This is a genomic window from Billgrantia tianxiuensis (assembly GCF_009834345.1).
GTDB lineage: Bacteria > Pseudomonadota > Gammaproteobacteria > Pseudomonadales > Halomonadaceae > Halomonas > Halomonas tianxiuensis.
The window spans coordinates 3693437-3706821 of record NZ_CP035042.1 but is presented as its reverse complement, the minus strand read 5'-3'; the positions used below and the strand labels follow the sequence as shown (position 1 = coordinate 3706821).

The window sequence follows — 13385 nt, the reverse complement described above, 5'->3', positions numbered from 1 at the left end:
ACTCCTGCCCTGGCGAACCGATATCAGGCGATGAAGGTGTCGTCGTTGAGCTGGATGTCGTTGTACCAGATCTCCTGTGTTTCTTGATTGCGTGCAAAGAGATAAAACATGCCGTCGGTGGCAGCGCCTACGGCGTGTACCGGTGTTTGCGGATCGCTCATGTTCTCTCCCGCTTGGGTGCTGGTCATGATTTTCGTGCCAGAGGCCAAGGCATCGAAGCTCAGTTCAGCGGTGGAAGAAGACTTGAAATAGATATCGCCATAGGGACGGTTGGTATTCTCCTGGTAGAACACGAAGATCTGTTGATTGTCCTCGTCGAAAGCCAGTGTCGGGCGGCTTCCGTTGTGGGTGGCGGCATGAACCAGCACGGGGCTATCCCAATCGCCCGGCATGCCCTTTATCGCCCAGATGGCATTCTTGTCGTCCTTGACGGTCATGATGATGCTGTTGCCGTCCCACAGCACGGCGAGGTGATTGTCGAGCGTGATGGAGTCGGTGATCGTCTCGATCGCCCAGCCACTGGCATAGCCGGAGGGCGAGGAGGGCGTCGCCTGATAGGCAAGCTTCCAGTGCCCCGTCGAGATATCGCCATAAACCAGGCCGACGTAGTCGACACCGTCGATCTGGAAGGCGACGAAATCGACCTTGTTGTCGCCGTTGCTGCCGGTGCCGGTGCTGGGACCACTGTCGATGGTCACCGTTGCCCAATTGGCCAGGCTGGAGGAGGTTGGGTAGGCCAGCTTCAGTCCCGAGCTGCCACCCGAGGCCGAGGGGCCGATCATGGCGATGACGGGTATGCCGTTCTGATCCACTCCGAGGGACATTTCGGTATTCCGCTCCCATTCGGCGCCCGCGAGCTTGCCGCCGGAGCCGGCCAACTGAACGTTCGACTGGATCGAGAACGTTTGCGCCTGATCGTCGTAGCTCATCTGGTAGAGCCGGGGTTTCGTTTCGCTGGGGCCGAAGTTGAGCACATAGAGCGTGTCGCTGTCGTCGTGCCAGGCGATGTCGGCGCGCCGTCCGCTGGTCAGCATGGTGGGGCTGGCGCTGCTCCATCCCCCCATGGTGCCTGGCTCGGGCAGGGCGCCGTCGAAGCGATAGACGTGCCAGCCGGTTTGCTCCGGCAGGACGGCCCACCATTTGCCGTCATGGAAGAAGCTCTTGTTAGCGTTGGTGTGCTCGAAGTTGCGCCGGTCGCTGGTGCCGAACGACGTGGCGATGTAGGAAGTTTCCACGGGCAGGGGCGGTGGTGTGCCCGACGTGACGGAGACGATGACGGTAGCGGAGGAACTCTCTAGGCTACCGTCCGAGGCCCGGTAGGTGAAGCTGTCGCTGCCGATGAATCCCTGGTGCGGCGTGTAGGTGATGGTGCCGCTGGGGTTCAGCGTGACGGTGCCGCTGGTGGGCTGGGTGAAGCTTCCCACCGTCAGCGGATCGCCGTCCGGGTCGCTGTCGTTGGCCAGCACGGCGATCTCGACGGCCATGCCCTGGGTGGTCGTGGCGCTGTCGTCGACGGCCATCGGCGGACGGTTGACCGGCGGCTCGCCATCGAAGCGGTACTCGACGATCAGCTTGGGCGGCACGCTTCCCTCCGCCGAGGAGAAGTCCCAGCCGTCGGAACCCAGCGGCAGGAAGGCCCAGCCGTAGTTGGGCAGGCCATCAGCCCAGGCCTGCAGGCTGGCGGTGACGTCGAGCCGGGTGGTGCCGACGGGGATGAAGCCGGTGCTCAGGTCGTACTGAGCCGCGGCTTCCTGGCCATCGGCCTGGATGCCGCTGCCCAGGCTGTTCCAGGTGTCGGTATCCTGCCAGGGCATCAGCATGCGATGCAGCCGGGCGCCGTCGCCCTTGCCGGTGGTGTTGAGTTCCAGCGTGGCGGAGACGATCACCGCACCCAGCGGAATCTGGCCGGGTTCGCTGCCGAAGATGTGCTCGAAGCGCAGTAGGGTCTGCACCTCGCCTTTTCTGTCCACGCTGTCGACGGTGAGCGATGTCGCCGTCGCCTGGCTGGCGTTGGGCGAGGACTGGTGCAGGTAGGTGTCCTTGACCCCGGCATAGCCGTCCCGGCCATGCTGGAACTGCACGCTGCCTGTGGTCGGCGGCGTCGAACTTGCGGGCTCGACGATGACGGTCACGGTAGCGGGATCGCTGTCCAGCTCCCCATCCGAGGCGTTGTAGGTAAAGATGTCGTCTCCGACGAAGCCCGGAGCCGGTGTGTAGGTGAAGGTACCGTTGGGGCTAAGCGTGACGCTCCCGCTGGCGGGCTGGGTGAAGCTGCCCACCGTCAACGGGTCGCCGTCCGGGTCGCTGTCGTTGGCCAGCACGGCGATCTCGACGGCCACGTCCTGGGTGGTCGTGGCGCTGTCGTCGACGGCCACCGGAGGACGGTTGGCCGGCGGCTCGCCATCACCCTCGAAGCGGTACTCGACGATCAGCTTGGGCGGCACGCTCCCCTCCGCCGAGGAGAAGTCCCAGCCGTCGGAGCCCAGCGGCAGGAAAGCCCAGCCGTAGTTGGGCTGGCCGTCGGCCCAGGCCTGCAGGCTGGCGGTGACGTCGAGCCGGGTGGTGCCGATGGGGACGAAGCCGGTGCTCAGGTCATACTGTACCGCGGCTTCCTGGCCATCGGCCTGGATGCCGCTGCCCAGGCTGTTCCAGGTGTCGGTGTCCTGCCAGGGCATCAGCATGCGATGCAACCGGGCGCCATCACCTTTGCCGGTGGTGTTGAGTTCCAGTGTGGCGGAGACGATGACGGCGCCGAGCGGAATCTGGCCGGGTTCGCTGCCGAAGATGTGCTCGAAGCGCAGCAGGGCCTGGACCTCACCCTTCTTGTCCACGCTGTCGACGGTGATCGACTTCGAGGTCGCCTGGCTGGCGTTGGGCGAGGACTGGTGCAGGTAGGTATCCTTGACCCCGGCATAGCCGTCCTGGCCATGCTGGAACTGCACGCTGCCTGTGGTCGGCGGCGTCGAACTCGTGGGCTCGACGATGACGGTCACGGTAGCGGGATCGCTGTCCAGCTCCCCATCCGAGGCGGAATAAACGAGGCTGTCCTCACCGGTGAAACCGGCCTCGGGCGTGTAGGTTAAAGTGTCGTCATCGGTAAGAGTGACACTTCCGTTGCTCGGCTGGGTGAAGCTGCCTATCGTCAGCGGGTCGTCGTCTGGATCGCTGTCGTTGGCCAGCACGTCAATCTCGACAGCCACGTCCTGGGTGGTCGTGACACTGTCGTCAACGGCCACCGGAGGACGGTTGGCCGGCGGCTCGCCATCACTCTCGAAGCGGTATTCGACGATCAGCTTGGGCGGCACACTCCCCTCCGCCGAGGAGAAATCCCAGCCGTCGGAACCCCGCGGCAGGAAGGCCCAGCCGTAGTTGGGCTGGCCGTCGGCCCAGGCCTGCAGGCTGCTGGTGACGTCGAGCCGGGTGGTGCCGGCGGGGACGAAGCCGGTATCAATGTCGTGCTGTAGTGCGGCCTCCTGGCCGTTGGCCTGGATGCCGCTGCCCAGGCTGTTCCAGGTGTCGATGTCCTGCCAGGGCATCAGCATGCGATGCAGTCGCGCTCCGTCACCCTTGCCGGTAGTGTTGAGCTCCAATGTAGCGGAGACGATGACGGCGCCGGGCGGGATCTGCCCGGGCCCGCTGCCGATGATGTTCTCGAAGCGCAGCAGGGTCTGCACCTCGCCCCCCTGGTCCACGCTGTCGACGTTGAGCAGCGTGGCCGCGGCCTGGCCGGTATTGGGTGAGGACTGATGCAGGTAGGTATCCTTGACCCCGGCATAGCCATCCCGGCCATGCTGGAACTGAACCGTGGTGGAGATCGACTCCGTGTCGTTCAGTGTGTCGAGTGTCACCAGGCCGGCGTCTTCCTCTTCGCCTGGCTGTACTGATGAATTCATGGCAGCCCCTCCCCCAGGATCACCTTGCCTGTTCCCTATGGTAGGGAGCATCCGTGGCAGGCCTCCACCTCAAAGACGCAATCCCCGGACTCCCAGAAACACCATACAAAGCTGATCCAGAGCGGGTTTTTGGTTCTGTTGGAAAAGCTGCCATCCGTTATGCTGAAGACAGGGCTAACTGAATGGCGGGTCTTGTGCTGATGGCGACATTGACATTCCAAGGGGCAGTGGGAGAGGTGACCGGTTCTCGTTACCTGATCGAGGTGGAAGGTGACCAGCGAACCTACCGGATATTGCTGGAGTGCGGCTTGCACCAGGGAGGGAAGGAGGCAGATGCCGCCAACACGACGCCATTCGGAAACCTGGCCAGACAGCTCGATGCGGTGGTGATCTCGCACGGTCATCTGGACCATGCGGGGTTGCTGCCCAAGCTGGTCCGCGAAGGCTATAGCGGTCCTATCTACTGTACTCGGGGCACGCGCGATCTGATCGATATCATGCTCGAGGATGCCGCCTTCATTCAGGCCAAGGACGTCGAATGGGAGAACAAGTGGCGCAAGCGTCACGGCAAACCATTGGTCGAGCCGCTCTATGACATGGAGGATGTGGAGCGAACGCTCAGGTTGTGCAAGTCCCAGGGTTATGGCCAGCCTGTGCCACTGCCCGGTGGCGTGACGCTGGTGTTCCGTGATGCCGGCCACATACTGGGATCAGCGATCGTTGAGCTGGCGGTACCCTCCGGTGGTCAGACCAAGCGCCTCGTGTTCTCGGGGATCTGGGTAATCCCAGCTCGGTATTGATGAAAGAACCCGAGAAGCTCTTTGATGCCGATCTGGTGCTGATGGAGAGCACCTATGGCGATCGTGACCACCGTCCGCTCGAAGAGACGCTCGAAGAGTTTGCCCAAGTGCTGGAGGAGGCGCACGCCAGTGGTGGCAATGTGCTGATCCCTGCCTTCGCCGTGGGCCGCACCCAGGAAATCCTCTATCACCTCAGCGTGCTCTACCATGAGGGCCGGCTACGCCAGCAGATGGTCTTTCTCGACAGTCCCATGGCGATCAAGGTCACGGAGCTCTATCACCGGGCGCGCAAGTCGCTGGATGCCGAAGATCTCAAAGTGCTCAATATCGCCGCCAGTGGCGATGTCGGCCGTTACCTGCCGATCCTGCGCATGACACGCACAGTCGAGGAATCGATGGCCATCAACCGCATCCACGGCGGGGCTATCATCATTGCCGGTGCCGGCATGTGCACCGGCGGGCGCATCGTGCATCACTTCCGCTATAACCTGGAGAAACCCAATACTCGCCTGGTAATCGTCGGCTTCCAGGCCGCCGGCACCCTCGGTCGCCAACTGGTCGACGGTGCCGAGCGGGTGCGAGTGCTGGGGCAGGAACTGGCAGTGAGGGCCAAGGTACATACTATCGGTGGCTTTTCCGCCCATGCCGGGCAGAGCCAGCTGATTGGCTGGGCCGGGGCCTTCCGGGATCATCCGCGTTTCTACCTGGTGCACGGCGAGCCGGAAACCCAGAAAGTGTTGAAGGACGCGCTCGCCGAGAGTGGCATCGAGGCCGAGATACCCCTCTATGGCGATTGTATCGAGCTGTAGGCGGAATGCAGCGCTATCCTCACTACTTTGCTGTGCTGAGTATCTACATCGAGGCATGACGTCAGTGGCTGGCGACCTGGACGTTGGAACGCCTTCTCCCTTGCGCTCTGCTCGCTCATTCGCCGAATCCCGTCTTGTGTCGTGACGCGCCCACCATAACTAATGCCGTTCCCTGGCTTGAGCAGAGAGCCGTATAGGTCTCCTACTCCTAGGAGCGGCTTTTCTTGATATGTATCAAGCTGCGGCCACATGACACATGCCAAGGCTGAGCGGATGCTCTAAGCTTAAATAAAGTTATTTACTTAGATGATTGGGTTATGAATAGGCAGTTGCTGGCTATCGGTCTGATGACCGAGTGCTGTCTGCCGGACATGCCGTGGCCCAGTAATTTCGCCGTCCAAATGCAGGCACAGTTGGAGGTGCTGAGCGTAGCCGAGGACGACACCATCATCGTCATGTGCTGCTCGGGTTCGACCCGCAGCGTGCTTGCGGTGGATGCCATCGCAAGGATGGGCTCCAGCGAAGTCTACTCGGTCACCGATGAGCTTCAAGGGCGGCAAATCTCGGTGAGGGCGATTCGAAGGGAGTCTGCGCCGTCGACGGATGGCGAAACTCCGGGCTGCCGTGGAGCTACGAGATCGATCCCGACGTGGCCTGGCGGCCGGCAGAGTGACTCGTACCTGGTAAGTGATCGTCGACAAAACGGCAACTCAAACAGTGGCAGCACAGCGAAGAGGAGATTAACCGATGACGTTCAAGTCGAGCCTGGTGGCAGCGGTGGCGGCAGGCGCCATGACCTGGGGAGCCTTGGCCATGGCCGATAGCCACGGCGGTGGGGAGATGCATGACAAGGCGCTGGTGATCCTCACCAGCGACTCGCTGCAGACTCAGGGCATGGCGATGATTCTCTCCAATGCCATGCAGGAGCAGGGCACCGATCTCTCGATCCTGCTGTGCGATGCAGCCGGCAATCTCGCCGTCGAGGGGTACGCCAGTGCGGAAGCCATCGCGACACCGCCGAGCAATCCTGCGGGTCAGGTAAAGCCGGAAGGCATTCTGCAGAAGCTGATGGACAACGGCGCCAGCGTGAATGTGTGTGCCATCTACCTGCCCAACAGCGAGTACGCGCAGGAGGATCTGCGCGAGGGTGTCGGCGTGGCTGCACCCGGTCCCATGGCCGAGATGATGCGCAACCCGAGCATCCCCGTATTCAGCTTCTGATTTCCTACCTCGTGAGGTGAATCCCATGAAGAGCAACGTAGGCGCTGTCGACAAGATTCTGAGGATCGTGGTCGGTGCCGTTCTGATCGGCCTGGCCTTGACCGGCACGATCGGCGTCTGGGGCTGGATCGGCGTGCTGCCGCTGGCGACTGGGCTGTTCAACTTCTGCCCGGCGTATCAGCTGCTGGGCATCAATACCTGCAAGCTTTCCAAGAAGTAGCCGGGAGCCCACTTACTGGTGATGAAGGCGCTGTCGCTCCTGGGCGATGGCGCCTTCTGTTTTTCGCTGCCGTGGGCTTGGCTATCGCCACCATCGGGAACTTCAATTGGTAGCCATATCCATAAAAGTAATAACGTTATAACTGAAGTTAGATCCAGGTTTCACACCAACCTTCAGGAGCATCAAGATGGACATTCAGATCTCACAGCCTGTCATGCCCCAGCTCAACCGCCCGGCCCCGGACTTCACCGTCAAGACCACCCACGGCATGAAGTCGCTGTCGGACTACAAGGGCAAGTGGCTGGTGCTGTTCGCCCACCCCGCCGACTTCACGCCGGTGTGCACGACCGAGTTCATGGCCTTCGCGCAGCGCGCCGAGGAGTTCAAGGCCGTCAATACCGAGTTGCTGGGACTCTCCATCGACGGCATTCATGCCCACATCGCCTGGACCCGCAGCATCAAGGAGAACTTCGGCGTCGAGATAACCTTCCCGATCATCGAGGACCTGCAGATGAAGGTGGCCAACGCCTACGGCATGGTGCAGCCGGGAGCCAGCGACACCTCGGCGGTGCGTGCCACCTTCATCATCGACCCGAGGGTTTGCTGCGCGCCATGATTTACTACCCGATGAGCAACGGCCGCTCCATCGATGAGGTGCTGCGCCTGGTCAAGGCGATGCAGACCAGCGACGAGCATGGCGTGGCCACGCCCGAGGCCTGGCAGCCGGGCGAGCCGGTCATCGTGCCGCCGCCGCACACCGTGGCTGATGCCGAGGCGCGCAAGGAGCAGGGCTACGAGTACACCGACTGGTATTTTTGCAAGAAGTCGCTCTGAAGCTTCTCTCGGACCCCGGTCTGTCAGGTCCGGGGTTCGATCTCTGTTATAGCAAAATATAATATTTATATAACTTTAATTGTGCTATATTTATGCCATTGCTCGGAAGCTACACCGACGGAGGTCGATTACCATGTCCAAGCCGATCGTGACCCACTTCTTTGACGAGCCGACCAACACCTTCAGCTATGTCGTGCAGGATCCCGGCAGCAACGCCTGCGCCATCGTCGATTCCGTGCTCGACTTCGATTACGCCGCAGGCAGAACCGACGTGCGTTCCGCCGACGCCATCATCGACTTCATCCAGCGCGAGGGCTTGAAGGTCGAGTGGATCCTCGAGACCCACGTTCACGCAGACCACCTTTCCGCCGCCCCCTATCTTCACGAGAAGCTCGGTGGCAAGACCGGCATCGGCGCCAGAATCACCGTGGTGCAGGACGTCTTCGGCAAGGCCTTCAATGCAGGCACCGAGTTTGCCCGTGATGGCAGCCAGTTCGATCGCCTGTTCGAGGAAGGCGATACCTTCGCCATCGGTGACCTGGAAGGGCGAGTGCTGCATACACCCGGCCATACGCCGGCCTGCCTGACCTATGTCGTCGGCGATGCCGCCTTCATCGGCGATACCCTGTTCATGCCCGACTACGGCACTGCCCGCTGCGATTTTCCCGGCGGTGATGCGCGCACTCTCTTTCGGTCCATCCAGAAGGTCCTGGCGCTGCCGCATGAGACCCGGCTCTTCCTGTGCCACGACTACAAGGCGCCGGGACGCAAGGAGTACCGGCACGAAACCACCGTGGCCGAACAGCGTGCCCATAACGTCCACGTTCATGAAGGCATCGGCGAGGAGGAGTTCGTTAGAATGCGCACCGAGCGCGACGCGGCACTCGACATGCCGCGCCTGATACTGCCGTCGGTACAGGTCAACATGCGCGCCGGCCACATGCCCCCGCCCGAGGACAACGGCCAGGTCTATCTCAAGGTGCCGATCAACAAGTTCTGAGCCGGACAGGAGGCGAGCCGCCATGCAGATACATCAAATTGAGCCCGGCTTTGCCATCGCCGATGCCTTGACTCCGAGCGATCTCGAGGAGGTCGCCCGCCAAGGTTTTCGTGCGGTGATCTGCAACCGCCGATCTGGTGAAGCGGAGGATCACCCAGACGACCGTGCCCTCAGTGCCAAGGCCGCCGAGCTGGGGATCGAGTGGCGTTGCATCCCGGTGACGCCGGGTGAATACGGTGATGCCGATATCGAGGCCTTCGGAAGGGCCCTGGATGAGCTGCCCAGGCCGATCCTTGCCTTTTGCCGGACCGGCAGGCGGGCGGTGCATCTGTGGGCACATGCGCGCAGCCGTGAGGCTCAATGCAACATTCCCATGCTGCTGGCCGTCGCACGTGCTGCGGGGCATGACCTCGAGGAGCGTCGTGCCCAGCTGGAAGCCGCTGCCAGGCAGAACTGAGCGATGAATTTCAAGCGCTACCTGCCGATCCTGCAGTGGCTGCCAGGGTACGGGCGTGCCACCTTGTCCAGCGACCTGCTGGCGGCGGTCATCGTGACCATCATGCTAATTCCCCAGTCGCTGGCTTATGCCATGCTGGCCGGCCTGCCACCCGAGGTGGGGCTCTACGCCAGCATCGCGCCTTTGGTGGTCTATGCTGTGTTCGGCACTAGTCGGACCCTGGCGGTGGGGCCGGTGGCGGTGGTATCGCTGATGACGGCGGCAGCGGTGGGGCAGATCGCCCCCAGGGCTCGCCGGAATACCTCGGCGCTGCGCTAGTGCTGGCGCTGATCTCGGGACTGATCCTGATCCTGATGGGAATTGCCCGGTTGGGCTTTCTGGCCAATTTCCTCAGCCACCCGGTCATTTCGGGCTTCATCACCGCCTCGGGGCTGATAATTGCCGCCAGTCAGCTCAAGCATGTGCTGGGCGTGGAAGCCAGTGGTCACAACCTGCTGGAGCTCCTGGTCAGCCTGGGCGGCAACCTGGGGGAGTGAACGGGCCTACGCTGATCATCGGTCTTTCCGTGCTGGCGTTTCTCCATGTCGCGCGCCGTTGGCTGAAACCGGGCCTGCGAAAGCTGGGCGTGCCGGCACGACCGGCGGACATGCTGACCAAGGCTGCGCCTATCCTCGCCGTGGCAGTGACCACAGTGGCCACCTGGGGGCTGGGCCTGGATGCACAGGGCGTGGCCGTGGTAGGGGCAGTGCCAGCAGGCCTGCCGCCGCTGACCCTGCCCGGTTTCGATAGCGGTCTGTGGAGCCAACTGTTCGTGGCGGCACTGTTGATCAGCGTGATCGGTTTCGTGGAGTCGGTCTCGGTGGGGCAGACCCTCGCTGCGAAGCGGCGCCAGCGTATCGACCCGGACCAGGAACTGGTGGGGCTGGGGGCCTCCAATATTGCGGCGTCCTTTTCGGGGGGCATGCCGGTCACGGGCGGCTTCGCCCGCTCGGTGGTGAATTTCGATGCCGGGGCCGAGACCCCTGCGGCTGGGGCCTTCACTGCGGTGGGCATCGCCCTGGCAGCACTACTGTTGACACCGCTGATTGCCTACCTGCCGATCGCCACGTTGGCGGCCACCATTATCGTGGCGGTGCTGTCGCTGGTCGATTTCGGCGCCATCCGCCGTACCTGGAGCTACTCGCGCAGTGACTTTGCCGCCATGTCGGCCACTATCCTGACGACCCTGGGGCATGGCGTGGAGAGCGGTATCCTGGTGGGGGTGGGACTGTCGCTTGCGCTGCATCTCTACCGTACCAGTCGGCCCCACAGCGCCCTGGTGGGGCTGGTGCCGGGCACCGAGCATTTCCGCAACGTCGAGCGGCATCGTGTGGAAACCGACCCGCAATTGGCTATCCTGCGCGTCGACGAAAGCCTTTATTTCGCCAATTCGCGCTATCTCGAGGATACCGTCATGGAGCTGGCGGCACGCCGGCCCAGCCTGCGCCATATGGTGCTGGCCTGCCAGGCGGTCAATGTCGTCGACGCGTCGGCGCTCGAGAGCCTGGAGGCGATCAATGCGCGCTTGCGCGACGCCGGGGTCGAGCTGCACCTGGCGGAGGTCAAGGGACCTGTCATGGACCGACTGAAGAACACCCCATTTTGCCGCGAGCTGAGTGGGTGCGTATTTCTGAGCACCTATGATGCCTGGAATGCGCTGCATGGCGGGGCTCGGACATTGGGTGATGTGTGCGGGGCCGATGAGCCGGCCGCCCCGCGGCAGAGCAGCTTCAAATTCGAATGATAACGTAGGAGAAGAATGTGGACTGGACATCGAGTCTCTTGGGGCTGGTGGGCGGAGTACTCATCGGGCTGTCGGCCGTGTGGCTGATGGCAACGCTGGGCCGCATCGCCGGTATCAGCGGCATCGTCGGCGGATTGGTGACAACCCTGCCCAAGGGTGACAGCGCCTGGCGCATCGCCTTCGTGGCGGGGCTGGTCAGCGGTCCGCTGCTGCTCATGCTGCTGGGCGGCGGCCTGGGCAATGTGGTCGGAGAGCCTGGGGAGGTGGTTGGCCAGCCCGCCGGTGGCGTGGCGCTGATGTTGGTGGCCGGCCTGTTGGTCGGCGTGGGAACCGGGCTCGGCAGCGGTTGCACCAGCGGTCATGGCGTGTGTGGCCTGGCGCGGCTGTCGCCGCGTTCCATGGTGGCCACGGTGACGTTCCTGCTCAGTGCCATCGCCACCGTCTACATCGTGCGGCATGTGCTCGGGGGTGGGGCATGAAAACGCTAATGGGCTACATTGCCGGGCTGCTGTTCGGCCTGGGGCTGGCGCTTTCCGGCATGACCGACCCCGCCCGCGTGCTCGGTTTCCTCGATTTCTTTGGCGCCTGGGACCCGACGCTGATGTTCGTGCTCGGCGGAGCCGTGGCGACCACCTTCATCGGCTATCGGCTGGTGTTCCGCCTGGTGCGGCCAGTGTTCGCCCGGGCTTTCCAACTACCCACCCGCCAGGACCTGGACACCAGGCTGATCGGCGGAGCCGCCCTGTTCGGCATCGGCTGGGGGCTTTCCGGCTATTGTCCCGGGCCGGCGATCGCCTCCGTTGCCGGATTGACGGCGCCGCTGTTCGCCATGTTGATTGCCATGGTCGCAGGCTGGTTTCTGGCTCGGGCCGTTCCCGCTCGTTCATGATTGCCACGGCGGCCGCCTCGTGGCGGCTGCCGATGAGCTTCTCAGGGAGCCGCACCACCCATCATTTCCACCAGGCGTTCCTCGCTGGGCATGCCGTCCACCCGCTCCAGGCGGCCGTTGCGCTGGTAAACCGTGGTCGGCGTGGCGTAAAGGCCCAGTTCATCGAACAGCTGGTTATTGCGGTAGACCATGTCCTCGATGCGTCGGGGCTGGGCCGAAGGGGTGATTTCATCAGCGCCAATGCTATGGTCGTGCAGGGCCGTCTCGGGATCATCGGCGCCCAGCATGGCGGCGGCCTTGGCGGGGCTGTCCTGCTGCAGCACTCCCACCATGACGTGGCGCAACTGAACCTCGCCAGCCTCGACCCAAGGGCGTGCAGCCTCCCAGAACTGGCGACAGAACGGACAGTTGGGATCGGTGAAGGTATACAGCACTCGCGGGGCCTCGGGGTTGCCGTCGACGATCCAGTGACTCTCCTCCAGGCGCTGCCAGACCGCATCTTCCTGGGGCGCGCGCACCAGTTCGTCCAGCGGTGCCTCGGAGAGGTCATTGCCTTCGGCATCGATCAGGGTGCCGACGACGGCGTGTTGGCCATCGGCGGTCACGAATACGGTCATTTCACGCCCTTGATGGCTGGCAGCGTAACCCGTCAGGCCATCGGGAGCCGGAAAATCGCCATGGACCTCGAGGCCCTCGGCGACCAGGGCGCGAATGGGCGGCGGCCAGTCGTCGGCATGAATCGCCGGGGCGGCAGCGAGCACAGCCAGGGCGGAGGAGAGCAGGGTGAATCGAAAGGGCATGAGCGGATTTCCTTGGTTGCCGAATCCATCGCTGAGTCGCGTTGACGCATCCCGACAGCGCTTCGCAAACGTCGTAGTATGCTGTGCGCTACCTTCCAAGTGCCACGATACAACAAGGAGTCACGAGATGATGCTGCCCCGTTCGTTAGTGGTTGCCACCGGCCTTTCGCTGGTCTCGTTCGCGGCCCTGGCCGACCCTCTGGTCATCGAACAGGCGCAGGTGCGTGCCGTGCCGCCCGGCTCGCCGGCCTCCGCTGCCTTCATGACGCTGCGCAACCCTGGGGAGCAGGAGGTGGTGCTGGTCACTGCGCATTCGCCGGCGGCAGAAACGCTGGAGCTGCACAACCACGTAGACGTGGATGGGGTGATGCAAATGCGCAAGCTGCCCGAGCTTGTTGTCCCCGCCGGCGAGTCGGTCGAGCTGGCGCCGGGGGGCTTCATCTGATGCTGATCGGATTGACCGACCCGCTGGTCGAAGGCGAGCCCGTCGAGATCGAGCTTGGCTTCGAGTCGGGCGAATCGCAGCGTCTGGAAGCACCGGTTCAGCGTATTGTGGTAGAGGAACAAGGGCAGCATGGTCACGCGCACGCTCATGACCACAAGCATGACCACGCGCACTAGGCGAGGCAGACCGGCCGGGGCGCGACGTCGAAGCTGGGCGGGTGACGGGGGAGTGGGT

General features: G+C 63.2%; 12 protein-coding genes and 2 pseudogenes. 12 read left to right on the top strand and 2 right to left on the bottom strand.

The genetic code is table 11. The features are described 5' to 3' along the window. Window positions 1–23 precede the first annotated feature (23 nt). Window positions 24–3893: an Ig-like domain-containing protein gene (locus EKK97_RS17315; protein WP_159553759.1), complete on the bottom strand. Its 3870-nt coding sequence runs from the start codon at window positions 3891–3893 to the stop codon at window positions 24–26. A 200-nt stretch (window positions 3894–4093) separates the two neighbouring features. On the opposite strand from EKK97_RS17315, the gene EKK97_RS23925 reads away from it, so the two are divergent. The 11 genes and pseudogenes from EKK97_RS23925 to EKK97_RS17270 all read left to right on the top strand — a co-directional run bounded on the left by EKK97_RS23925 (window position 4094) and on the right by EKK97_RS17270 (window position 11906). After that, window positions 4094–4693, top strand: coding sequence for an MBL fold metallo-hydrolase (locus EKK97_RS23925; RefSeq protein WP_201296909.1), 600 nt, complete (start codon window positions 4094–4096; stop codon window positions 4691–4693). Next, window positions 4693–5502 (top strand): MBL fold metallo-hydrolase, encoded by an 810-nt coding sequence (locus tag EKK97_RS23920; protein WP_201296908.1) that lies wholly within the window; start codon window positions 4693–4695, stop codon window positions 5500–5502. Before EKK97_RS23925 ends, EKK97_RS23920 begins: the two co-directional genes overlap by 1 nt. Before the next feature lie 747 nt (window positions 5503–6249). Next, entirely contained in the window at window positions 6250–6723 is a 474-nt protein-coding gene (locus tag EKK97_RS17305; RefSeq protein WP_234286765.1) for a DsrE family protein, read from the top strand. A 25-nt stretch (window positions 6724–6748) separates the two neighbouring features. Next, window positions 6749–6943 (top strand): YgaP family membrane protein, encoded by a 195-nt coding sequence (locus tag EKK97_RS17300; RefSeq protein ID WP_159553757.1) that lies wholly within the window; start codon window positions 6749–6751, stop codon window positions 6941–6943. Between the two features lie 187 nt (window positions 6944–7130). Further along, a complete protein-coding gene (locus EKK97_RS17295) occupies window positions 7131–7559 on the top strand; it encodes a redoxin domain-containing protein (RefSeq protein WP_236551270.1) in 429 nt (142 codons plus the stop codon). Further along, the gene (locus EKK97_RS24950; RefSeq protein WP_236551269.1) at window positions 7556–7777 is read left to right on the top strand and encodes a thioredoxin domain-containing protein; all 222 of its coding nucleotides are present in this window, start codon (window positions 7556–7558) and stop codon (window positions 7775–7777) included. Before EKK97_RS17295 ends, EKK97_RS24950 begins: the two co-directional genes overlap by 4 nt. Window positions 7778–7910: 133 nt before the next feature. After that, window positions 7911–8777, top strand: a complete 867-nt coding sequence (locus tag EKK97_RS17290) for an MBL fold metallo-hydrolase (protein ID WP_159553755.1) — start codon at window positions 7911–7913, stop codon at window positions 8775–8777. 22 nt (window positions 8778–8799) lie between these two features. After that, entirely contained in the window at window positions 8800–9234 is a 435-nt protein-coding gene (locus EKK97_RS17285) for a protein tyrosine phosphatase family protein (protein WP_159553753.1), read from the top strand. Window positions 9235–9237: 3 nt separating this feature from the next. Continuing rightward, window positions 9238–11017 (top strand): annotated as a pseudogene (locus EKK97_RS17280) (SulP family inorganic anion transporter). 17 nt (window positions 11018–11034) lie between these two features. After that, window positions 11035–11496: a YeeE/YedE family protein gene (locus tag EKK97_RS17275; RefSeq protein ID WP_159553751.1), complete on the top strand. Its 462-nt coding sequence runs from the start codon at window positions 11035–11037 to the stop codon at window positions 11494–11496. Then, window positions 11493–11906, top strand: a complete 414-nt coding sequence (locus EKK97_RS17270) for a DUF6691 family protein (RefSeq protein WP_159553749.1) — start codon at window positions 11493–11495, stop codon at window positions 11904–11906. The genes EKK97_RS17275 and EKK97_RS17270 overlap by 4 nt, the downstream gene beginning before the upstream one ends. A gap of 41 nt (window positions 11907–11947) precedes the next feature. Here the strand turns inward: EKK97_RS17270 and dsbG are convergent, their stop codons facing one another. Continuing rightward, window positions 11948–12706 carry a thiol:disulfide interchange protein DsbG gene (gene dsbG, locus EKK97_RS17265; RefSeq protein ID WP_159553747.1) on the bottom strand — a complete coding sequence of 253 codons (759 nt, stop codon included), beginning with the start codon at window positions 12704–12706 and terminating at the stop codon, window positions 11948–11950. On the opposite strand from dsbG, the pseudogene EKK97_RS26290 reads away from it, so the two are divergent. Beyond that, a pseudogene (locus EKK97_RS26290) lies at window positions 12705–13327 on the top strand (copper chaperone PCu(A)C). The gene dsbG and the pseudogene EKK97_RS26290 overlap by 2 nt on opposite strands. Window positions 13328–13385: the final 58 nt, after the last annotated feature.

What these genes read in the sequence shown, in the direction of transcription:
- EKK97_RS17300 (WP_159553757.1), top strand. Translation starts at nt 6,749, where the DNA reads ATGAAGAGCAACGTAGGCGCTGTCGACAAGATTCTGAGGATCGTGGTC.
- EKK97_RS17285 (WP_159553753.1), top strand. Translation starts at nt 8,800, where the DNA reads ATGCAGATACATCAAATTGAGCCCGGCTTTGCCATCGCCGATGCCTTG.
- EKK97_RS17305 (WP_234286765.1), top strand. Translation starts at nt 6,250, where the DNA reads ATGACGTTCAAGTCGAGCCTGGTGGCAGCGGTGGCGGCAGGCGCCATG.
- EKK97_RS17290 (WP_159553755.1), top strand. Translation starts at nt 7,911, where the DNA reads ATGTCCAAGCCGATCGTGACCCACTTCTTTGACGAGCCGACCAACACC.
- dsbG (WP_159553747.1), bottom strand. Translation starts at nt 12,706, where the DNA reads ATGCCCTTTCGATTCACCCTGCTCTCCTCCGCCCTGGCTGTGCTCGCT.
- EKK97_RS17315 (WP_159553759.1), bottom strand. Translation starts at nt 3,893, where the DNA reads ATGAATTCATCAGTACAGCCAGGCGAAGAGGAAGACGCCGGCCTGGTG.
- EKK97_RS17295 (WP_236551270.1), top strand. Translation starts at nt 7,131, where the DNA reads ATGGACATTCAGATCTCACAGCCTGTCATGCCCCAGCTCAACCGCCCG.
- EKK97_RS23920 (WP_201296908.1), top strand. Translation starts at nt 4,693, where the DNA reads ATGAAAGAACCCGAGAAGCTCTTTGATGCCGATCTGGTGCTGATGGAG.
- EKK97_RS17270 (WP_159553749.1), top strand. Translation starts at nt 11,493, where the DNA reads ATGAAAACGCTAATGGGCTACATTGCCGGGCTGCTGTTCGGCCTGGGG.
- EKK97_RS23925 (WP_201296909.1), top strand. Translation starts at nt 4,094, where the DNA reads ATGGCGACATTGACATTCCAAGGGGCAGTGGGAGAGGTGACCGGTTCT.
- EKK97_RS24950 (WP_236551269.1), top strand. Translation starts at nt 7,556, where the DNA reads ATGATTTACTACCCGATGAGCAACGGCCGCTCCATCGATGAGGTGCTG.